Origin of the sequence: Nocardia sp. XZ_19_385, from assembly GCF_015355755.1 — a bacterium.
In the GTDB taxonomy this organism is placed as follows: domain Bacteria; phylum Actinomycetota; class Actinomycetes; order Mycobacteriales; family Mycobacteriaceae; genus Nocardia.
The window spans coordinates 998,254-1,019,340 of the sequence record NZ_JACVEE010000002.1 but is presented as its reverse complement, the minus strand read 5'-3'; the positions used below and the strand labels follow the sequence as shown (position 1 = coordinate 1,019,340).

At 65.9% G+C, this 21,087-nt stretch carries 21 protein-coding genes; 8 read left to right on the top strand and 13 right to left on the bottom strand.

Features of this window, described 5'->3' with window-relative positions; translation table 11 throughout:
• Positions 1-5: 5 nt before the first annotated feature.
• From IBX22_RS17415 to IBX22_RS17400, 4 genes are all read right to left on the bottom strand, one after another.
• Positions 6-500 carry an SRPBCC family protein gene (locus IBX22_RS17415; RefSeq protein ID WP_194816602.1) on the bottom strand — a complete coding sequence of 165 codons (495 nt, stop codon included), beginning with the start codon at positions 498-500 and terminating at the stop codon, positions 6-8.
• A 145-nt stretch (positions 501-645) separates the two neighbouring features.
• Complete coding sequence (locus IBX22_RS17410) at positions 646-2,664, bottom strand: M13 family metallopeptidase (protein ID WP_309234653.1); 2,019 nt, start codon at positions 2,662-2,664, stop codon at positions 646-648.
• A gap of 129 nt (positions 2,665-2,793) precedes the next feature.
• Complete coding sequence (locus IBX22_RS17405) at positions 2,794-3,171, bottom strand: DUF397 domain-containing protein (protein WP_194816601.1); 378 nt, start codon at positions 3,169-3,171, stop codon at positions 2,794-2,796.
• A gap of 10 nt (positions 3,172-3,181) precedes the next feature.
• The gene (locus IBX22_RS17400) at positions 3,182-4,033 is read right to left on the bottom strand and encodes a helix-turn-helix transcriptional regulator (RefSeq protein WP_194816600.1); all 852 of its coding nucleotides are present in this window, start codon (positions 4,031-4,033) and stop codon (positions 3,182-3,184) included.
• Between the two features lie 135 nt (positions 4,034-4,168).
• On the opposite strand from IBX22_RS17400, the gene IBX22_RS17395 reads away from it, so the two are divergent.
• Complete coding sequence (locus IBX22_RS17395) at positions 4,169-4,675, top strand: hypothetical protein (protein WP_194816599.1); 507 nt, start codon at positions 4,169-4,171, stop codon at positions 4,673-4,675.
• 1 nt (position 4,676) lies between these two features.
• On the opposite strand, the gene IBX22_RS17390 is transcribed toward IBX22_RS17395, so the two are convergent.
• Entirely contained in the window at positions 4,677-5,462 is a 786-nt protein-coding gene (locus IBX22_RS17390; RefSeq protein WP_194816598.1) for a pirin-like bicupin family protein, read from the bottom strand.
• Between the two features lie 218 nt (positions 5,463-5,680).
• Between IBX22_RS17390 and IBX22_RS17385 the strand changes: the two genes are divergently transcribed.
• Both IBX22_RS17385 and IBX22_RS17380 read left to right on the top strand, forming a co-directional pair.
• Complete coding sequence (locus tag IBX22_RS17385) at positions 5,681-6,160, top strand: NUDIX domain-containing protein (protein ID WP_194816597.1); 480 nt, start codon at positions 5,681-5,683, stop codon at positions 6,158-6,160.
• 38 nt (positions 6,161-6,198) lie between these two features.
• On the top strand, positions 6,199-7,554 hold the full coding sequence (locus tag IBX22_RS17380; protein ID WP_194816596.1) for a hypothetical protein: 1,356 nt from the start codon (positions 6,199-6,201) through the stop codon (positions 7,552-7,554).
• Here the strand turns inward: IBX22_RS17380 and IBX22_RS17375 are convergent.
• Positions 7,524-7,994 (bottom strand): hypothetical protein, encoded by a 471-nt coding sequence (locus IBX22_RS17375; RefSeq protein WP_194816595.1) that lies wholly within the window; start codon positions 7,992-7,994, stop codon positions 7,524-7,526. The two genes, IBX22_RS17380 and IBX22_RS17375, sit on opposite strands and share 31 nt — an antisense overlap.
• A 137-nt stretch (positions 7,995-8,131) precedes the next feature.
• Here IBX22_RS17375 and IBX22_RS17370 point away from each other — a divergent pair, with 137 nt between their 5' ends.
• Positions 8,132-9,715 carry a DUF4185 domain-containing protein gene (locus IBX22_RS17370; RefSeq protein ID WP_194816594.1) on the top strand — a complete coding sequence of 528 codons (1,584 nt, stop codon included), beginning with the start codon at positions 8,132-8,134 and terminating at the stop codon, positions 9,713-9,715.
• A 1-nt stretch (position 9,716) separates the two neighbouring features.
• On the opposite strand, the gene IBX22_RS17365 is transcribed toward IBX22_RS17370, so the two are convergent.
• The 6 genes from IBX22_RS17365 to IBX22_RS17340 form a co-directional block, all read right to left on the bottom strand.
• A complete protein-coding gene (locus IBX22_RS17365) occupies positions 9,717-10,796 on the bottom strand; it encodes an ABC transporter ATP-binding protein (RefSeq protein ID WP_194816593.1) in 1,080 nt (359 codons plus the stop codon).
• Positions 10,797-10,819: 23 nt separating this feature from the next.
• On the bottom strand, positions 10,820-12,145 hold the full coding sequence (locus IBX22_RS17360) for an ABC transporter substrate-binding protein (protein ID WP_194816592.1): 1,326 nt from the start codon (positions 12,143-12,145) through the stop codon (positions 10,820-10,822).
• A 15-nt stretch (positions 12,146-12,160) separates the two neighbouring features.
• Positions 12,161-12,952, bottom strand: a complete 792-nt coding sequence (locus tag IBX22_RS17355; RefSeq protein ID WP_228539098.1) for a carbohydrate ABC transporter permease — start codon at positions 12,950-12,952, stop codon at positions 12,161-12,163.
• Between the two features lie 71 nt (positions 12,953-13,023).
• Positions 13,024-13,953 carry a carbohydrate ABC transporter permease gene (locus tag IBX22_RS17350; protein ID WP_194816590.1) on the bottom strand — a complete coding sequence of 310 codons (930 nt, stop codon included), beginning with the start codon at positions 13,951-13,953 and terminating at the stop codon, positions 13,024-13,026.
• A gap of 196 nt (positions 13,954-14,149) precedes the next feature.
• Positions 14,150-15,049, bottom strand: a complete 900-nt coding sequence (locus tag IBX22_RS17345; RefSeq protein ID WP_375540269.1) for a L,D-transpeptidase — start codon at positions 15,047-15,049, stop codon at positions 14,150-14,152.
• Between the two features lie 267 nt (positions 15,050-15,316).
• Positions 15,317-15,823 (bottom strand): DUF6764 family protein, encoded by a 507-nt coding sequence (locus IBX22_RS17340; RefSeq protein WP_194816588.1) that lies wholly within the window; start codon positions 15,821-15,823, stop codon positions 15,317-15,319.
• A gap of 182 nt (positions 15,824-16,005) precedes the next feature.
• Between IBX22_RS17340 and IBX22_RS17335 the strand changes: the two genes are divergently transcribed.
• Together IBX22_RS17335 and IBX22_RS17330 are read left to right on the top strand one after the other, a co-directional pair.
• The gene (locus IBX22_RS17335) at positions 16,006-16,641 is read left to right on the top strand and encodes a hypothetical protein (RefSeq protein WP_194816587.1); all 636 of its coding nucleotides are present in this window, start codon (positions 16,006-16,008) and stop codon (positions 16,639-16,641) included.
• A gap of 36 nt (positions 16,642-16,677) precedes the next feature.
• Complete coding sequence (locus IBX22_RS17330; RefSeq protein ID WP_309234650.1) at positions 16,678-18,159, top strand: MFS transporter; 1,482 nt, start codon at positions 16,678-16,680, stop codon at positions 18,157-18,159.
• A 66-nt stretch (positions 18,160-18,225) separates the two neighbouring features.
• Here IBX22_RS17330 and IBX22_RS17325 read toward each other — a convergent pair whose 3' ends face one another.
• On the bottom strand, positions 18,226-18,900 hold the full coding sequence (locus IBX22_RS17325) for a S1 family peptidase (protein WP_194816586.1): 675 nt from the start codon (positions 18,898-18,900) through the stop codon (positions 18,226-18,228).
• Between the two features lie 466 nt (positions 18,901-19,366).
• On the opposite strand from IBX22_RS17325, the gene IBX22_RS17320 reads away from it, so the two are divergent.
• A complete protein-coding gene (locus IBX22_RS17320) occupies positions 19,367-20,218 on the top strand; it encodes an ABC transporter permease (RefSeq protein ID WP_194816585.1) in 852 nt (283 codons plus the stop codon).
• Between the two features lie 4 nt (positions 20,219-20,222).
• Positions 20,223-21,086 carry an ABC transporter permease gene (locus tag IBX22_RS17315; RefSeq protein WP_194816584.1) on the top strand — a complete coding sequence of 288 codons (864 nt, stop codon included), beginning with the start codon at positions 20,223-20,225 and terminating at the stop codon, positions 21,084-21,086.
• Position 21,087 lies beyond the last annotated feature (1 nt).

Sequence of the window (21,087 nt, the reverse complement as noted above, 5' to 3'; positions counted from 1 at the left end):
GAAGGTCAGGACTTCTCGGCGGCTGCTTTGAGAGCTTGCAGGCGGGTCTCCTGGACTTTCTGGATCTTGGCGGTGCTGTAGATCAACGGGATGAGGACGCCGCTCATGGATTCCGAGACGGTGACGCGGGTGTTGTTCGCGTCGACAGGTTCGAGGACGTGGCGGTCGACGGCCTTGAGCCACATTGCTTTTCCGGACCAGGTGAGTTCGCGCTCGGGGGTGACCACGGCGAAGGTGGAGTTGACGACGCCGTTGCCGAGGGTCCACTCGAAGGTGCCGCCGGGAGTCACCTCGGTCAGCGTCTTCAGTTGGAAGCCGGGGTACCAGTTGGGCCAGTTGGCGACGTCGACGAGCAACTGCCAGACCTTGGCCGCGGGGGCCGCGATGACGATGCCGTGCGAGCTGTTGAGCTGAGCCGAGTCGTCCAGGCGGCCGTTGGCGGCGTACTCGCGGTGCAGGGTGCCGAGATCCGGTCCGCTGTAGAACAAACCGCTCGCCATGAGCTTCTCCCTGGGGGTCGACCGTGTAGAGCGGGAGTCCGCTGTCTTCCGGTACACGGCCGACCATACGTTCCACGGCAGGGAATTTCGCCGCGGAACTGTCAGCCCAGAGTGAACAAATTGCAGGCGGTAAGGGTCGTGATTACTACCAGATCTTCACGCGCTCAGCGGGTTCCATGTACAGCGCGTCGCCCGGCTTGACGTCGAAAGCCTCGTAGAAACTGTCCACATTGCGGACGACGGCGTTGCATCGGAATTCCGGCGGCGAGTGCGGGTCGATGGAAAGCCGGCGGATGGCCTCTTCGCTGCGCGCCTTGGTGCGCCAGACCTGCGCCCAGCCGTAGAAGACACGCTGCAAGCCGGTGAGGCCGTCGAGCACCGGAGGTTCGGCGCCCTCCAGCGAGATCCGGTAGGCCTCCAGGGCGATCGAGAGCCCGCCCAGGTCGCCGATGTTCTCGCCGACGGTGAACGCGCCGTTGACCTTGTGGTCGTCGGCGAGCTCCTGCGGCGACAAGGCGTTGTACTGCTCGATCAGAGCCGTTGTGCGCTTACCGAATTCGGCCCGGTCGTCATCGGTCCACCAGTCGACCATATTGCCGTCACCGTCGTACTTCGCGCCCTGATCGTCGAAACCGTGTCCGATCTCGTGGCCGATCACCGCACCGATACCGCCGTAATTCGCGGCGTCGTCGGCATTCATGTCGAAGAACGGCGGCTGCAGAATGGCGGCCGGGAAGACGATTTCGTTCATGCCCGGGTTGTAGTAGGCGTTCACCGTCTGCGGGGTCATGAACCATTCGCTGCGGTCCACCGGGCCACCGAGCTTGTTCAGGTCGCGGTCGTGGTCGGCGGCGTAACCGCGCCGGTAGTTGCCGACCAGGTCGGCCGGATCGATCTCGACCGCGGAGTAATCACGCCAGTTGTCGGGGTAGCCGATCTTCGGAGTGAACTTCTCCAGCTTGGCCAGCGCGGCCTGCCGGGTCTCCGGGCTCATCCAGTCCAGCTGGGAGATATTGCGCCGGTAGGCCTCCTGCAGGTTGGCCACCAGCTCCACCATGCGGGCCTTGGCATCCGGCGGGAAGTGCTGGGCCACATACAGTTTGCCGACCGCCTCACCGAGCAGCGCCTCGACCAGGGACACGCCGCGCTTCCAGCGTTCCCGGTTCTCCGGCTGGCCGCTCAAGGTCCGGCCGTTGAAGTCGAAGCTCTCCTCGACCAGTTCGTCGGTCAGGTAGGCGGCGCGCGAGCGGATGATCCGCCACGCGGTCCAGGCCTTCCAGTCGTCGAGGGATTCCGACGCCCAGGTCTCGGCGAAGGTGCGCAGGAACTCGGGCTGCCGCACGACCACCTCGGCGAACAGTTCGGGTCCGGATTTTTCGACGCCCGCGCCGAGCGCGGAAGTCCAGGCCGCCCAGTCGAACTCGGGGTTCGCCGCGGTGAGCTCGGCGAAAGTGGTGAGGTTGTAGCTCAATTCGGCGTCGCGCCGCTTCACCACGTCCCAGTGCCCGGCCGCGAGTTTCTTCTCCAGTTCGAAGACGCGTTCCCCGATGGCGTCCAGATCCTGCGGCAGCAGCGCCCCGATCCGCGGATCGGTGGCCGCGAGCGCGAACATCCGCCCGATGTGCGCGATGTACTTGGCGCGGATCTCGGCGAAGTCGTCCTGGCGGTAGTAGGACTCGTCGGGCAGGCCGATGCCGGCCTGGCTGGTGTGCGCCAGATATCGATTGGAGTTCTTGTCGTCGGTGTCGACGTAGAAGGCGATCGCGCCACCGACGCCGGTGCGCTGCAGTCGACCGAGCAGCGCCGCGAAATCGGAGCGCTCGCCGACCGCTTGGACCGCGGCGAGTTCGTCGGCGATCGGGGCCAGCCCGGCCGCGGTGACGGTCTCGGTGTCCATGAAGCTGGAGTACAGATCGCCGATCTTGCGGGCATCGGTGCCCGCCTCGGCCTGTTCGGCGGCCGCATTCTGGATGATTGCCTGCACGTCCAGCTCGGCCTGGTCGTAGAGCGCGCGGAAGGCGCCGTCGACCGACCGGTCGGCGGGAATCTCGTAGGTGTCCAGCCATTTGCCGTTGACATGCGCGAACAGGTCGTCCTGCACCCGCACGGCGTCATTCAGGTGAGACAGATCGATACCGGAGGGGCTCGTCAGTTCGGAAGTCACGGTCTCCAGTATGCCGTCGCGCCGGAGTGCTCGGTGGGGCGGAAAGCATCCGGGCAGCAAGCAACCAGACAACAACTACCCGCGACCAGCACAGCGGGTGAGAACGGCTTCGCAGCCGAGGTAAGGGATCTAGCGGGTTTGCAGGGTGCGGTCGAATTCCCCGTCGCGGGCGCCCGCCCGGAAGGCGGTCCATTCGTCAGGGGTGTAGGTGAGGGTGATGTCGCGGTGGCGCAACGTCGCGCTGCCGTCGGCGGAGGTGTGCACGAGCAACTGAGCGTGTGCTCGCCCACTGTTGAGGAGCTTCAGGAACGAATTCCATTGGCTCTCGGTGACCGTGATGATGGGCTCTTCGGCAAGGCGGTTGGCCGGGTTGCGGCGGTATTTGCTGTCACGGATGAGCACCGCATCACCATCGAACCGGACCTCTACGCATTGATTGCCGTTGTTGGATCGAGACGATGTGAACCAGCCGGTGTGATCCGGCCTTGGGCTTGCGGTGGTGGCCATGCGCAGGATTTTACACTTTGTCATAGGCTCTGATCAGCGCCAATGATCCGTCACGAGAAAGAGATTGGCCGAGCGCGCGGACGTAGGCGAAGCCGAGATCGCGCACCATGTCCGGATCTTCGACGGCGCCGCCGAAGACCGCGCTCTCGGCCCAGCCGAAGGTCGGGAGCTGCTGGCCGGCGAAGTCGATCAGATGGAAACTGGAGCCGCCGAGGATCGCGCCCGCGGTGGCGGTGAACGGGATCACCCGCACCTCGATGTGGTCGTGCTTCTCCAGCAGATCGGACAGGTGGCTCAACTGCCCGCGCAGCACCTGCGGCCCGCCGGTCTGCTGACGCAGTGCGGCTTCCCCGATGACCGCCGTCAGCTCCACCGGGCCCGGCCCGAATAGTCGTTCCTGCCGCCGCATCCGGATCCCCACCAGCTGTTCCACCTGCACCGGCCGGATCATCACGTCGGCACTGATCAGCGCGCGGGCGTAGTCCTCGGTCTGCAGCAGACCGGGCACGATCAGGCTGTCGTAGCTACGGATGCTCTGCGCGCCGAATTCCATGCCGTAGAGGCGTTGCAGTTCCGGGCCGAGCAGGGCCGAGGACTTGGTCCACCAGCCGCGCTGCTTGCTGGCCTCCAAGAGCGCGAGCAGTTCCGCGCGTTCTTCGGCGTCGACCTCGAGCAGTTCGAGCACCGGGCCGATGGTGTTCACGGTGAGGACGCGGCGGCCCTTTTCCACATGTGACCAGTTGGCGGCGGTGAAGCCGACGCGTTTGGCGAAGGTCGCGGAGTCGAAGCCACGCTGTTCCCGTAGTTCCCGCAGCCGCAACACCAGTTCCCAACGCGCGACGGTAGGCGAAACGGGTGCCATGACTGGCGATGCTACGCCCGGGCGATTCCCCTGCGTGTGACTATTGTCAACCCAGTTTGGCCGGGCTACTGTCGCATCCAAGCTGGTCAGCTCACCCGTCATATCGATCCATCGATGCATCGAGGCGAGGTTCGTATGAGTACGTCCCGCAGAGATCCCGGGAGTCCTGAAGCTTTCGCGGCGACCCAGGATGCCCTCGCCCGGTGCCGCCGATATCGCAAGGAGCATGGGCTATACGGGGTGGTCGATCCGGCGCTCGGCCGAATCATGCTGGAGGTGGGCGCGGTTGGCGCGGTCGTCATGCCCGCCACGCTCGGCGAGCGGGTGCGGGCGCTGCTGGCGCTCGGGCAGGCGAGCAGCGGGCCGGTCATCGCGCATCCGCGTTCAGGCCGGTGGACGTTTCTGACCGGGCCGACCGATAACTCGTATCTGGATATGGCGCTGTTCTCGGATCTGTTCCGGGTGTGCGCGTCGGTCGCGCTGCCGGGCAGCAGATTGGTGCTGCCCTCCCCCGCCGACGAGGAAGGCGGCTACCGGGTGTGGATCGACCCGCCGCAGCGCGACTTCCGTCCGTTGCTCGGTGATGTGGTGGCGGCGACTCGCGCCTGCTCGGCCCGCATCAAAGAACCCGCGCGAGAATGAGCTACTGCCCGCCCAGGCGCGCGTGCATCTCCCAGATGAGGATTTCCGCGGGCGCGTGGGCGGTGACGCGCTGACCGCCGGATCTGGTGAGCCGCACGGCATCGCCCCCGTACAGCGGGCCCACGCCTTCCATCTCCACTTCACCGCGCGCGACGAACACATGCAGATACGGCGCGTCGGGTAGGTCGATGACCTGCGGCGCGCCCTCCGCGCCGAGCATCCGCGCCACATGAAACGCCGAGTGGCTGCTGTTGATGGCGATGGCGGTGCGATCGCGATAACGCGGCAGGCCCGAGGCCACCGTCACCAGGCCACCGCCGGCTAGTTCGTCGTCGATTTCGAGCTGCTGATAGCCGGGGGTCAGGCCGGGCTCGTCCGGCACCACCCACATCTGGACGAAATGCACCGGGTCTTCGTGCGCGGCGGCGGCATCGGAGAGCCGCCAGGAGTCGTTCTTCTCCGAATGCAGGATCCCCGCGCCCGCGCTCATCCGCTGCGCCAGGCCCGGATAGATGACACCGCTGTGGCCAAGCGAATCCTGATGCACCAGGCTGCCGCCTAGCACCCAGGTCACTATCTCCATGTCGCGGTGCGGGTGGGTCTCGAATCCTTGCCCGGGCAGCACGACATCTTCGTTGTTGACCAGCAGCAACCCGTGGTGGGTGTTCTCGGGGTCGTAGTGCTCACCGAAGGAGAAGGAGTGCTTCGAGTCCAGCCACGATATCCGGGTCTTCATACGGTCGCCGCCGCGGTGGATGTCGACGTGGGGAGTCGCGAGCGTGGACATAGATAAGGTCCCTCCTTCTCCGACCTGCGTTTCAGGGTGGGAGCACCTCCGACGGGGTACCCCGAATTCCGAGTAAATTGTCCTGCACTCGGCATTTTACCCAGCGACTTTCGGGTGAACGCCAGGTGAGGAGTACCGGCCAGGCTGGGGAACGGGGCAAATGGCCCAGTAGGGTACGCAAAATATCTGCGCGGCAACGGAACCGGAGGTGATCCACGATGCGTCCAGAGACGCTCGAGCGCATCGAGCGAGATCTGCGCGCCGCCGCGCGGGCCGAGGGCATCACCGACTTCGTGGTCGGCGTCGCGGTCTTCCAGGACCGCAAACTGCTGGTGGTGCGCCGGGTGCCGGACGCCTATTACGGCGGGATGTACGAGCTACCCGGCGGCGGCGTCGAGTCCGGGGAGACCTTCGCCGAATGTGTCGAGCGGGAATTGCACGAGGAGACCGGGCTGCGGGCGCGCGGCATCCTGGAATTCCTCGGCGGCGTCGACTACGCCACCCGCACCAAGGCCAAAGTCCGCAAATTCTCCTACATCGTCGAAGCGGAGCCCGGCCGGGTGGAACTGGCCCCCGGCGAGCACGACGCGCACGCCTGGATCGACGCGGGCGCCCTCGAGGTGCTGCCCTTCACGCCCGATACCCGCGAGACCATCCGGGCCCTGGTCGATTCGCTGGATCAGCCGCATCCGGCCTGACCGGCCGCGCTCATCGGCCACCCGGCACAATCAGCACGATGTCGACAGCCTCCGCCCCGCCCGAGTCGGTGCCGTTGCGTACCGCGCTGCGCGACAGTCCGGGCGTGCTGCGCCTGTCGATCGTGCGGTTCACCGGACAGTTCGGCGACGGGATGTTCCAGGCGGCGCTCTCCGGGGCGATCCTGTTCAATCCGGAGCGGCAGACCGATCCGCTCGCGATCGCCGCCGGTTTCGCGGTGCTGCTGCTGCCGTATTCGCTGATCGGGCCGTATGCGGGCGCGCTGCTGGATCGCTGGGACCGGCGCGCGGTGCTGTTGGTGGCCAATGTCTTACGGGCGGTGCTGATCGGCGCGGTCGCGCTCGGACTGCTCGCGGGGGTCGGCGAGACACCGCTGCTGCTCGGCGCACTGGCGGTGGTCGGGATCAGCCGGTTCGTGCTGGCCGGGGTGTCGGCGGCGCTGCCGCGGGTGCTGGCGCAGCAGTGGCTGGTGCCGATGAACTCGGTGCTCGCGACGGTGGCATCGGCGTGCGCCGGGGTGGGTGCGGCGGCGTCGGTGGCGATCATCGGCGTGCTCGGCGCGGGCGATTTCGCGTCGGCGGTGGCGGTCGGGGTGAGTGCCGCCGGGTCGGTGGCCGGCGCGGTGCTCGCCACCGGGTTCCGGGCGCGGGTGCTCGGGCCCGAGGACGGCGCCGCGGGCCACGGGAGCGCGCTGCACGCGATCGCGACAGGGCTGCGCACCGGTGCGGTCGCGGTGTGGCATTCGGCGCAGGTGACCACCGCGATGATCGGTATCGGCGCGCATCGAATCGTGTTCGGCACCAACACATTGATCATGGTGCTGGTCTTGCGTGAGACCCCGGTGGCCGGTGGGTCCGGATTGGCCAGTGGGCTGCTCGGGTTCGGTGTCGCGATCGCGGCGGCCGCGGCGGGCATGCTGGTGGCGGCGGTCGTCGCGCCGCTGCTGATTCCGCGGCTCGGGCGGCCGCGCACGGTGGTGGCTGGGATGCTGACCGCGACGCTGGTGCAGTTGACGCTGGTGACGCCGATCGCGGTGGCGCAGGCCGGGCCCGTCGCCGAATACGCGCATTATCTGCTGCTGGTGGGTGCGTTCCTGTTCGGATTGGCCGGGCAGACGATCAAGCTGACCGGTGACGCGACGATGCAGATCGATATCGATGACGCGCGGCGCGGGCAGGTATTCGCGCTACAGGACACCGTCTTCAATATCGCCTTCGTGCTGGCGATTGCCGTTGCGGCGCTGGTGATTCCGGCCGACGGCCGATCGCTGCCGGTGGTACTCACCGGTGCCGCAGTGTATTTCGCCGGAATTGTGGCAATTGTGCTCAATGCCCGGCGCGCTCGTCATTCATTCGGCCAGGATGCCTCGGTCTGATCCAGGAGCTCGAAATCGCGCGGCGTGCGCAGCGAATCATGAGGCAGCACCGGATATTCCGCGAGCACCTGCGCGAGATCGGCGGTCATGACATTGTCCGGCGCGGGTTCGAGTGCGGGCTCCGGTTCCGGCCGGATGGTCCACTCCAGTGGTTCGTTGGCCGAGTCGAAGCCGGTGACCAGGTGATTCCAGGTGCCCAGGCCGGACGGGTCGGTGTAGAAGTGGTCGAGCACGCCGTCGTCGTTCAGGTCGAGCGCGGCCACGTCGGCGACACCGGCGCCGTGGGTGTCCCACAGCGCGTCGTCGAACAGGCCGTCACCGTCGAAATCCAACTGCACCGCGTCGACCGTGCCGGTGCGGGCCAATTCCAGATCGGCCGGTGAGGACCACACATGGACTTCGCCGGCACCCGTCCCGAAGACGTATTCGATATCGCTCATATCCACTTGGACGCAGCCCCGCGGAATTCGGTTCCATATCGAATGTATTCCGACCGCCCGGCTTCCCACAGCTCCGGGCGCGCTCCGGTAAGTTGACCTTCCGGTTTCGATCCGAATCGACAGGGAGTCAACAGATCATGGGATTGCTGCCGGAGAAGCTGGATGCTCCAGTCGTCTTCGGAGTCGTCCTCACCGGACTGCTCTGCATGCCGCCGCCCGCCCAGGCCGAATCGCATCCCTGGGCGCCGCCGCCGGTCAATCTGTGCGGTGAGATCGGCTTCGATCCGCTCTTGCGCCTGCCCGATCCGAGCCTGCCGCCGCCACCGCCGGTCCATATTCCGCCGAAGATCGAGATTCCGATCATCGTCCCCGAGTTCACGCCGGTGCCGGTGCCTGATCCGCCACAGGACAACACCCGGGTCGAACAGGAGCGACTGCCCGCGGATCCGTGCCGCAACCCGTGCCCGGATATCCGGGATACGCCCAAGCCCGAGGAATCGACGGAACCGGAGTCCCCGGAGACCCCGGATACCGGGTCGAGCTCAGGTTCCGGCTCGAATTCCGGCTCGGGCAAGTTCGAGTTGCCCCGGCTCGAGATCAAACCGGAAATCGAACCCATTCCGATCCCGTACGAGCGGGAGGTCCCCGGCGAGCAGGTAGAAGCGCAACCCGCCCCGGCGCGGGTGGTGCATCCCATCGAACCCGGCCCGGTGGCCGAACCCGTCGCCGCGCCGCGGGTCGAGCAGGTGGAGTTGGTCAACCAGGTCACCGGCCGCGGCTCGATCAACCGCACCGACATGCGCTGGCAGGTCGACGGCACCGACCTCGGCCTGATGTGGGAGACCAAGCCGGGTGAGGTCGCCGTGGTCTTCGGCGACACCTTCGGCGACGGCTGGGTCACCGGCGGCGCGGGCGGCCCGGACTGGCGCAGCAACGTGCTCGGATTCAGCACCGACCGCGATCTCGCCGACGGCCTGACCATCGACACCTTCGTGCAGGACAGCCGCTGCCACGCGGCCGAATTCCTGTCCAGCCGCAAGGTCAAGAACTGGGAGACCACGGTCATCCCGACCTCGGGCTTCGCCCTGGGCGATCGCCAGTACATGAGCTACATGTCGGTGAACCGCTGGAGCCGCATCCCCGGCCTGTGGTCCACCAACTACGGCGGCATCGCCTACTCCGACGACGGCGGCAACACCTGGGTCAAGGACCAGCATGCCAAGTGGGACAACGTGTTCGGCCGCGGCCGGTTCCAGGTCGCCGCGATGGTTCCGCAGGGCGACTACGTCTACATGTTCGGCACACCGAACGGCCGCGTCGGCATGATCGCGCTGGCCCGCGTCGCCAAGGCCGAGGTTCTCAACAAGTCGGCCTATCAGTACTGGGTCGACGGCAACTGGGCGCCGGCCGCCGAGAACGACGCCTCCCCGGTGGTTCTCGGCCTCGCCAGTGAGATCTCGGTGCGCTACGACGCGGCCGCGGAGCAGTGGCAGATGGTCTACCTGGATCCGGGCAAGGCCTCGATCGTAGTCCGGAATTCCGCTACGCCCCAGGGCATTTGGACCGAAGCGGCACCGCTGGTCTCCACCGCCGACTATCCGAAGTCCTACGGCGGCTTCATCCATCCCTGGTCCACCACCGAGGACCTCTACTTCATGGTGTCGGCCTGGGACAGCTACAACGTCTACCTGATGCACGCGAAGCTGAAGCCGCCGGAGTGAGTCAGCGCAGGCGCTGCTCGGTGTCGGCGTCGAAGAAGAAGATCTCGTTCAGCTTGGGGCGCAGCCGCAGGCGATCGCCGAGCGAGATCTGGAAGTGCCGGTCGACGCGGGCCACGACCTTGCCGGAGCGGCTGGACCACTGCTCGGTGATCGGGTGGCTGTAGACGAACGACTCGGCGCCGAGTTCCTCGAGTAGCTCGGCGTCGACGGCCAGGCTGTTGTCCGGATCGGTGGTGACCTCCCAGGATTCCGGGCGGATGCCGACGATGATGCGGGACCGGGAGCTGTTGTTGGGCACCGGGATCCGCAGATCGTTGAGGACGGCGCGGCCGTCTTCGACGGGAGCTTCGAGCAGGTTCATGCCCGGGGAACCGATGAAGCCCGCGACGAAGGTGTTCAGCGGGTTGTCGTAGAGCTCGCGCGGCGCGGCGATCTGCTGCAGTTTGCCGTCGAGCATCACCGCGACGCGGTGCCCCATCGTCATGGCCTCGACCTGGTCGTGGGTCACGTAGACGGTGGTGGTGCCCAAGCGTTTCTGCAGGGCCGCGATCTGCGAGCGGGTGCTGACCCGGAGTTTGGCGTCCAGGTTGGACAGCGGCTCGTCCATGCAGAAGACCTGGGGGCGGCGGACGATGGCGCGGCCCATGGCGACGCGCTGGCGCTGGCCGCCCGAGAGTTTCGCGGGCTTGCGGTCCAGCAGGGTTTCGAGCTCCAGCATCTTCGCGGCCTCGACCACCCGAACCTTGGTGTCGGACTTGCTCATTCCCATATTGCGCAGCGCGAAGCCCATGTTCTCCGCGACCGTCATGTTCGGGTAGAGCGCGTAGGACTGGAACACCATGGCGACGTCACGGGCCCGAGGGGGCAGCCCCGTGACGTCTTTACCGCCGATCAGGATGCGCCCCTGCTCGACCGATTCCAGCCCTGCGAGCATGCGCAGACTGGTGGATTTGCCACACCCCGACGGGCCGACGAGGACGATGAATTCCCCGTCGGCGATGTCGAGTTCGAGTTTGTCGACAGCAGGGCTCGGCGCACCGGGATACTGGTGCGTCACCCCGTCGAAGTGCACTGTAGCCATGCTGTCCGTCTCCTAACGCGTTGTTACTTGGGCAGTTTCGGGGTGATCTGCCGGTCGATGATCGCTTGCAGCTGGCTCTGCACCCCGGCGAACGCGGTCGCCGGATCGGCGTTCTGGAGCGCGATCTGCTCCAGGCCCGTGCCGATGATCTGGTCACCGCCGGGGACGAAGACACGGGCGTAGTCCTGCGATTTGGTCAGCGCCAGCTGGTCGATGGCGACCTTGGCCTTGGGGTTCTTGGTCAAGAACTCCTGCTCGCTCGGATCGTTGACCGCCGATTTCCGCACCGGCATGTACCCGGTGTTCTGCGAGAAGTACGCGGTGTTCGCGGCGTTGGTGATGAACTCGATGAACTTGAGCGCGTTGACCTTCCGCTCATCGGAGATGCGCGCCGGGATCGCCAGACCCGCACCGCCGGTGGTGACACCGGGTCCGCTGGGATGCGGCAGGAACGCGGTGCCGAATTCCAGCTTGCCTTCGGAGTTCTTCGTGATACCCCGCAGGTCGCCGGTCGAGGCGATGGTGGAGGCGATGACGCCCGCACCGAAGTCCGTCGCGATCGCCGGCTTCACACCCGCGTACTTCTTGGTGTGGACCATATCCCGCAGGAACTGTCCGGCCTTGATGGTGTTGGGGTCGGTGAACTTCAAAGTCCACTTGTCGGAGTACGCGCCACCGAAGGTCCAATTCGGTCCTTGGAAGGTCCACGCGAAGTAGTTTTTCGCGTCACCCCAGCCGTGCGCCAGCTTGCCGTCGCCGACGATGGACTGGATTCTCGGGCCCCACTCGTCGAATTCCTGCCAGCTTTCCGGGCCGCGGTCGGGCAGACCGGCTTTCGACCAGACGTCCTTGTTGTAGTAGAACAGCGGCGTCGAGCGGGCGTAGGGCAGCGCGTAATGCTTGCCGTTGAACAGGTAGTCCGCGGCGAGCGCGTCGACGTAGTCGTCGAGCTTCACCCCGGCCTCGCCGAAGTGCCCGTCCAGCGGTTCGATGGTGCCGTTGAGCGCGTAGTTGAACCACCAGACATCCGACAGCACAACGACATCCGGCAGGTCACCACCGGAGAGCGCCGCGTTGAACTTCTGCGACACCTCCTCGTAGTTCTTGCCCGCGTCGACCAGGTTCACCTTCAAATCGGGGAACTTGGCCTGGAAGCGGTTGATCAGCTCGAGCTCGTAATCCTTCGAGGTGCCCGGGTGATTCGACCACCAGTTGATGGTCTTGCCATCCCCGCCCTGTTTGCCGCCGCCTCCGCCCGCGCACGCGGTGAGGGCGATGCCGGCGGCGGCCGCGCCGGCCAGGCCGATGAACCCGCGTCTGGACAGATGGGGGAATTGTGAAGGGGGCATTGGGATCTCCTGTTTTCAGCCCTTGACCGCACCAGAGGTGAGGCCTTTGATCATGTGGCGTTGCAGTAGCAGGAACACGATGAGAATCGGCAGCATGGTGAGCAGCGTCCCCGACATGACCGGTCCCCAGTTGGTGACGGAGGTGTTCTCGGTGTTCTGCAAGAGCGTCAGACCCACCGGCAGCGTGGCGACCTCGGTGCTGTCGGCCATGAGGAACGGCCAGAGGTACTCATTCCATTCGTTGACGAGCGTGACCACCGCGAACGCCACCATGGTCGGACCCGACATGGGCAGCACCACCCGGGTCAACAGCCGCCACCAGCCGGCGCCGTCCATGCGCGCCGCCTCGATCACTTCCGAGGGCAGCGACAGGAAGTGATTGCGCATGAGGAAGGTGCCGAAGGCGACGCCGCAGAGCGGAACGATGATGCCCTGGAAAGTATTTCGCCAGCCGAGCTGGGCGATCAGCGCGTAGTTGGAGATGACGGTGATCTGGTTGGGCACCATGAGCGCGGCGATGATGACCAGGAAGACGAACGTCTTGCCGGGGAAGCGCAGGAAGACCAGGCCATACGCGCTGAGCACCCCGAGCACGAATTTCACCACCGCGATGACGCCGGTGACGATCAGCGAGTTCCGGAGGAAGGTCCAGTACGGCAGCGTCGTCGTCGCGTCGCTGTAGTTCTGCGGACGCCAGGTGTGCGGCCAATAGACGGCGGGCTGGGTGTAGATGTCCGGGCGTTCCTTGAACGAGGTGATGAAGATCCAGAACAGGGGCACACCCACGATGATCAGCACGCACACCATGGCGGCGTAGCCGAGCAACGTCGCCAGCCGCTGCTGGCGACGGTACGAAATCGTTTCGACAGCAGTCGTTTTCACTGCTCACCCCCATCCATGACGCGCACCTGAAAGAGGGTCACCAGCAGTAGCACCAGGAACATGATGGTGGCGACGGTGGCGCCGTAACCGGCGCGGAAGTTCACGAACGTCTCCTGATACACCTGGTAGACCATGGTGGAGGTGCTGGTGCCGAGCGGCCCGCCGCGCGTCATCACATTGATGATGTCGAAGACTTGCAGCGAGTTCAGCAGCACCGTGATGGACAGGAAGAATGTCGTCGGGCGCAGCTGCGGCAGCAGCACTTTGGTGAATGTCGTCCACCGGCTGGCTCCGTCGATCTCGGCCGCTTCCATCAGTTCGGCCCGGACCCCCTGCAGCGCGGCCAGATAGATGACGAAGGCGTAGCCCAGGTTCTTCCAGATATAGGTGACCGTCACCATGAACAGAGCCCACTCGGGGTCCTGGTAGAAATCGGGCACCTGCGCCACGCCCAGCTTGTGCAGCACATCCTGGATCAACCCGAAGCTGGGATCGAAGACGAACTGGAAGGCGACGCCGATCGCGGCGCCGGAGATGACGAACGGCGCGAATACCGCGGAGCGGACCACATTGCGGCCGAACAGCTTCCGGTCCAGCAGCAGCGCCAGCGCCAGGCCCAGCACCATGGATCCGACCACGGCGGCCACGGTGAAGATGAGGGTGTTGGAAACGATCTGCCAGGAGTCGTCGCGGCCGAACCACTCCGTGTAGTTCTCGAAGCCGATGTAGGTGACGAACTGGTCGGAGATATTGAAGTCGGTGAAGGAGAGCCGGATGTTGTCGATCAGCGGCCGGTATGTGAACAGCGTGAGCAGCGCCAGGTTCGGGGCTACCAGCACGAAGAACAGTGCGTAGTCCTGCCACGGCCGCCCGCGCCACCCCTTACCTCGGGGTTGCGGGAGTACACGCTCGGGTCTGGATCGCACCGCGGAAGCTTTGCGGCGCACAGCAAATAGAGAGTTAACGCCGTCGGGCGTCGAGCTGAACACTCCGCGCATGCGCGCAAGTGAACCAAGGACCAGACAAACCGGTCAGCGGATTCGCGTAATTGATCATTTAGTTCCGGGAACGCCGAAGGGCCACCGGAATCCGGTGGCCCTTCTTCGTTCAGCTAGGACGCGGTCAGTTCCAGTCGCCCAAACCGTCACGCGCGTTGAGGGTTCCGCCGGTGGTGTTCTGCACGATCACCGGATCGCCCTTCTTCACGTTCTCGAAGAACCAGCGACCGTTGTCGGTGCTCACGTTCAGGCAGCCGTGGCTGGCGTTCGAAACACCTTGCTGTGCGACCGACCACGGCGCGGCGTGCACGAAGATACCGCTGTTGGAGATCCGGGTGGCGTACTCGACCTCGACCTTGTAGCCCTCGGGATCGGTGATCGGCACACCGTAGGTGGAGGAGTCCATCGTCATCTTCTTCAGCTGCTCGCCGACGATGTAGATGCCGTTGGGGGTCTCGTGCTTGGGCTTGCCCATCGAGATCGGCATGGTCTTCACGACCTCACCGTTGCGGGTGATGGTCATGGTGTGGCTGGCGTCGTCGGCGGTGGCGATCACCGCGTCACCGATCTTGAAGGCGCTGCGGGTCTCGCCCGCCTCCACGGTCACGTCGGTGTTGTCCGGCCAGAAATCGTTCGGCCGGAAACGCACCTGCTTGTCGCCCCACCAGGTGAAGTGGCCGGGCGCGGTCTTGGACGAGGTCACCTTGATGACCTTCTCCACGGCCGCGCGGTCGCCCTCGGCGATCGGGTCCTTGAAGTTGATGATGATCGGCTGCGCGACGCCGACCGTGTCGCCGTCGGCGATATTGATGCTCGGCGGCGCGAAGGTGACCTTCGGGGCCGGATCGGTGGCCGAGGAGCCCAGCCCGGGGAACCCGGGGATCAGCGGCTCGGCCTGAGCCGGAGCGACGATCAGGGCACCGGCCGCCGCGATGGCCGCAGACAATAGGACGCCCTGCCGGAGCCGACGGGAGAGCCGGGATTGCGATCTCGGCAGCGACCTGTTGTGCGAACCGGCATGCATAGGTACCTCATCCATTCCAAGAAATAAATAGAACTGACCCGACCCCGTCCGTCCTTCCTACCCGCCGGGCGCGACCGGAAGCCAGCGCGTTTCGGGATTGATACGGGCCGACCGGCCGGTGTGTCCTACGACACAGAAGTTGTTGAGGGTCACCAACATTGACTAAAGGTGCCGGTCACCCCGGCGAGTCCCGGGCGGGATCGAATCGCGTCCGTCCGTACGGTTTTGGTAGCCACCAAACCGGTTCGTGATGAAGATCACGCCGTTCTAGGCGCGCAGCCCGAACGGTGTCGCCAGGCAGCTCGCCCCGGTGGCCGAGTTCCACGCGAAGGCCCCCGACCCGAGGCACACCACCGTGTTCTCGGCGGTGCTGACCTGAGCCCGCGATCCGTTCACCGCGATCGAGATGCCGAGAGTGTCGCTCGCCGGCCCCTCGCCGGAGAGCGTGGTGAGTGCGATCGCGTCCGGCCCCAGGCCGATGGCGATCGGCATGCCGCCCGTGCCTTCGCTGGCGCCGACCCCACCGGCCGCGCCGATGCCGAGCGCGACCGCGCCGAGGGTGGCATTGGCGTAGCCGACGCCGTCGAAACCGGCGGCCCGCGCCTGCCCGATCGCGTCGGTGACCGCGCGACAGGCGGTGCGCCCATCGATGACGGTGATGTCGACGCCACTGTCGGACGCGCAGTGCACATCGGTGGCGGTGGCCGGGCCGGGCAACAGGAACGAGGCTCCGGCCGCAGCGGACGCCACACCGAGCGCGCTGATCAGCTTCACGGACTGCCCCTTTCCCTCCACCGGTCACCCCACCCTAGTGGGCAAAGTTGAAAGAATCGTGTTTCTACTGGTCCCCGGCACGGCGCGGCAGTGGCGCCGGCGCCTTGTTACGAGTCGACGCACGGGCGGCGATTATGTAAGCATGGCGTGTTATTTCGGCGGGCAGCTCGGGAGGACTGTACGTGTCAGGTCAACTCGAGCGACTCGCGCTCGGCATCAGTGCTGTGGTGGCCGTGCTGGCCCTGGTCGCGTGCGGGGAAACCATTCCGGGTCAGGCCAGGCCGGCCGGGGACGGAACCGTCGACGCGGTGGAGACCAGCACCACGAAAACCTCGACGGCGAAACCGAGTTCGAGCCCCAGGTCGAGCACGAGCAAATCCGGTAGCCCGACCACCCCGGACCAGGGTGGTGACATCGACTTCGACGCGGCCGTCGGCGACTGCGTCAGCCTCGGCGGCGCCAGCAACGACCCGAAGATCGAGAAGGTCGCCTGCGGCAGTAAGACTTCGAACTACAAGATCATCGGCAAGGTGCCCAACACCTCGCAGTGTGTCAGCGATCGCGACAGCTATTACGCCGAGAAGCGCAACGGCGTGCAGACCGGAGCGCTGTGCCTGGACATCGACTGGGTGGTCGGCGACTGCATGGACGTCGGCGGTGAGGACCCCAAGCGCGTCGACTGCACCGACACCACCGCCGCCGAGGGCGTGAAGGTGGTCAGCATCAAACAGAACACCGCCGAGGTGGCGTCCTGCGGCACGGGCTCCGGATTCACCTACAAGGAACGCAAATTCGTGGTGTGCGTCTCGGACATGTAGCCCCGCGCTGTCGGTGCGGGTAGCTACCTTGTATCGGTGAGCACCCTCTCGGAGTTGCCCCGCTTGCAGTCGGCCAACGGCCGCTGGATCCTGCTCGCGACGATTCTCGGTTCGTCGGTGGCCTCGCTGGACGCGACGGTCGTCAACATCGCGCTGCCCCGCATCGGCGCGGATCTGGACACCGATGTGGCGGGCCTGCAGTGGACCTTGAACGGGTACACGCTCACCCTGGCGGCGTTCATCCTGCTCGGCGGCTCGCTCGGTGACCGGCTCGGCCGGCGCAAGGTCTTCATCTGGGGCGCCATCGGTTTCGCGATCGCCTCGGTGCTCTGCGGCGCCGCGATGAATATCGAGATGCTCGTGGCCGCGCGCGTCCTGCAGGGCATCGCGGGCGCGATGCTCACCCCGGGCAGCCTAGCGCTGATCTCCTCCTCCATCGACAACCGCGACCAGGGCGCCGCGATCGGGCTGTGGTCCGGGTTCGGCGGCGTCGCGGGCGCGCTCGGCCCGTTCCTCGGCGGCTGGCTCATCGACGTGGTGGGCTGGCGGTCCATCTTCTTCCTCAATGTGCCGCTGGTGCTGGTGGTCGTGCTGGTGGCGCTGCGCCACGTGCCGGAGAGCCGGGATCCGGACGCCGTTGCCCGCCTGGATGTTCCGGGCGCGGTAGTGGTCGCGCTCGCGCTCGGTGCGCTCACCTTCGGCTTGATCGAGACCAACGCGCTGCTCATCGCCGGTGGTCTGCTGCTGCTGGCCGCCTTCGTGGTGATCGAACTGCGCAGCGATCATCCGCTGGTGCTGCCGGCGCTGTTCCGCTCCCGGGTCTTCACCGCGGCGAACCTGGTCACCCTGGCGGTGTACGCGGCACTCGGCGGCGTGTTCTTCCTGCTCGTGCTGGAACTGCAACTGGTGGCGGGCTATTCGCCGCTGATGTCGGGGGTGGCCACGGTCCCGATCACGCTGATCATGCTGGTGCTGTCGGCGCCGGCCGGCCGCTGGGCGCAGGTGCACGGCGCCCGCCTCCCGATGACGCTCGGTCCGCTGCTCGCCGCCGCGGGCCTGATCCTGTTGCTGCGCATCGGCCCCGACACCGTCTACCTCACCGATGTGCTGCCCGGCGTGTTCGTCTTCGGGCTCGGGTTGGCGGTGCTGGTCGCCCCGCTCACCGGGGCCGTGCTCGGCGCGGTGCCGGCCAGCGAGGCCGGTGTCGCCTCCGGCGTCAACAACGCCGTCGCCCGCACCGCCCAGCTGCTCGCGGTGGCCGCGCTGCCCGGCCTGGCGGGCATCTCCGGATCCCTGTCCGACGCAACCGAGTTCGACCGCGGCTTCGCTACCGCGATGTGGATCTGTGTGGGGCTGCTGGTGGCCGGAGCGCTGCTGGCGGCGGTGCTCTTGCGTCCGGAGCGCAAACCGCCGGTGCAGCTGCGTAAGGCGCCGGAGCCGGACCGCATCGACTGCGTCCCGCAGTGCGCGATCTCCGGCCCGGCGGTCGCCCCGCGCCGATCGCTGTCGGGGGCCTGAGATCCGCTGCCCGGAAACGACGATGGGCGGGCGCCTGTGCGCCCGCCCATCCTCGAGTTGTCCGTCCTAGATAGGCCGGTAACCAGCTCCGACGCCGCCACGGGCGTTGATGTCATCCATGATCACGTTCATGTTGGTGCCGACCTCGGGACCGAAGCAGGCCAGGGCGAGGTAGGCGTTCACCATGCCGACCAGCGTCGAGCCGACGACCACCGGCGCACCGGAATCGCCTTCCACGACACACATCTGGGACCAGGTCTCGATCTTGCTGTCGAACACGTCACCCCACGCCAGACCGCAGGTATTGCCGGTGGTCCGGCCTTCCTTGCAGACGATCTGCGGGAACGACGGCGGTGCACCGATTCCCGTGATGGTGACGCCGCCGATCCGGTTCACCGGCACGATCCGGCCCGGCTCGAACTGGATGACCGCGTAGTCGAGGTCGTGGTTGGAGTAGACGAATCTGCCGATCACGCCCGCGTCGCGGTCGGACTCGGCGTAGACCTGCGCACCCGCCTCGCCGCAGTGGCCGGCGGTGAGCCCGACGAGCCGGTCCGCATTGTCGTAACCGACTGTGGTGACGGTGCATTCGAATTGGTTGTCGATGATGATCCCGGAGCCACCACCCAGGACCGGCGGGGCGGGCGCGGCTTGCGCGGCTCCAGCGCCCGTCCCGAGCAGCGCCGCACCCAGGGCTACGGCGAAGGCAGCGTGCGCCACCTTGGCGAGTTTGCTGAACATGTCCCTCCAGACGTCGGAAGCCCGCACGATATCAATCTGTCGCACCCATCGTGTCAGTATTCGGTCTCGGGCGCGTCATGTAGGGGTGGGTGTCGCTGATAGCGAGGCCCTATTGAAACCGTTTGAACGGTCGTGAGATTTGTATTTCGGGGACGGCATCCGATTGTGCAATTGGCATTCGAAAACAGTCGTTTTTTAGATGAATGTTTTCCTGGTAATTACCCCGAGATACTCCCCACCAGGCGGTAACACCGCAGGTTAACTGTAACGGGTTCTAGAACTTGGCCTGGCTTTTTGGGGCACATCCCAAATGATGGACGCCTATCCCTGGCCTTTTCCCAAGCAGTGACATCAATCTATGACTGCAATCACATGACCATGGTGTGTTCTGCACTACTCCGTAGTAAGGTGCGTCAAGCAAACAGTCGTCGGGGTTGTCCAACCTGGCGTCGAGAGGGGATAGCGAGTGCAGTCGACCAAGAGCCCACCGAGGTCACGGTTCAGTGATGCGGTCGATTGGACGAGGGGTTACTGGGAAGATCATCCGAAGAAGTCGCTGGAGACCTTCGGCCGCCAGATCCTCATGGGAATCGCGGCTGTCGCAGAGCTTTTCGTCTCGATCTTCCGGCGCCGCTTCCCCTTCAACGAATTCGTCCGCCAGTGCGCCTTCATGTCCAATGTGGCCGCGGCGCCAACGCTGTTGGTAGCCATCCCGATCGGCGTGATCGTCTCGATCCAGGTCGGCGCGGTCGCCGGCCAGGTCGGCGCCACCTCGTTCATCGGCGCGGCCAACGGCCTGGGCATCATTCAGCAGGGCGCGCCGCTGGTCACCTCGATCATGATCGCCGGCGCGGTCGGTTCGGCGATCTGCGCCGACCTCGGCTCGCGCACCATTCGTGAAGAGATCGACGCCATGAAGGTGATGGGCGTGGACCCGATGCGCCGCCTGGTCGCCCCTCGGCTCGGCGCCGCCATGCTGGTCAGCGTGTTGCTCTGCGGCTTCGTGGTTTTCGTCGGCTTCCTGACCGGCTACATCTTCAATATCTTCGCCCAGAACGGCACCCCCGGCTCTTACATCGGCACCTTCTCCTCGTTCGCCGTCACCTTCGATTTGTTCGTCGCGCTGCTGAAGTCGCTGATCTTCGGCCTGCTCGCGGCGATCATCGCCTGCGACACCGGGCTCAATACGCGCGGCGGACCTGGCGGTGTCGCCAATTCGGTGAACTCGGCGGTGGTTTCCTCCGCAATCATGTTGTTCGGGGTGAATCTCATCATCACCCAGATCTACAACACTCTCTTCCCCCCACAGGTGGTCTGAGCCGGTGTCCTCAACTTATGTGCCGCCACTGCTGCGGCCCCTTCAGCAACTCAGGCGTGCCGGGCAAGCTCCGGTCGACCTGCTCGCGCGCCTGGGTCACCAGGTCTTCTTCTTCCTGCGGTCGGTCGGCTCGATCCCGTTGGCGCTCAAGCACTACCCCAAGGAAGTGTGGCGCCTGCTCTCCGACGTCACCTGGGGCAACGGCAATCTGGTGGTCGGCGGCGGCACCATCGGCGTCGTCGTCATCCTGAGCGCGTTCGGCGGTATGACGGTCGCCATCCAAGGCCATACCTCGCTGAACCTGCTGGGTCTGAGCCCGATCACCGGCGCCATCTCGGCCTTCGCCACCACGCGTGAACTCGGACCGCTGCTGGCCTCCCTGGCATTCGCCGCGCAGGCCGGGTGCCGGTTCACCGCGCAACTGGGCGCGATGCGGATCTCCGAGGAGATCGACGCGCTGGAATCCATTGCGATCCGCCCGCTTCCGTACTTGGTGAGTACCCGGATGTTCGCCGCGATCGTGGCCATCATCCCGCTGTACTGCCTGGGCCTGGCCGTCGCCTACATCTCCTGCTCGCTCACCGTGCAGATGATCGGCGGCACCGCCAGCGGAACGTACGCGCACTACTTCTATCAGTTCCTGATACCCACGGACGTGATCTACTCACTGGCGAAAGCGATCCTGTTCGTCGCGATCACCACGTTCATCCAGTGCTACTACGGCTTTTTCGCCTCGGGTGGCCCGGAAGGCGTCGGTGTCGCGGCCGGCCGGGCGATCAAGATGTGCATCATCCTGGTCGTCTTCGCGGACCTGTTCATGACGCTGGCGATCTGGGGTACCGACGCTGGAATCCGGATATCGGGGTAGG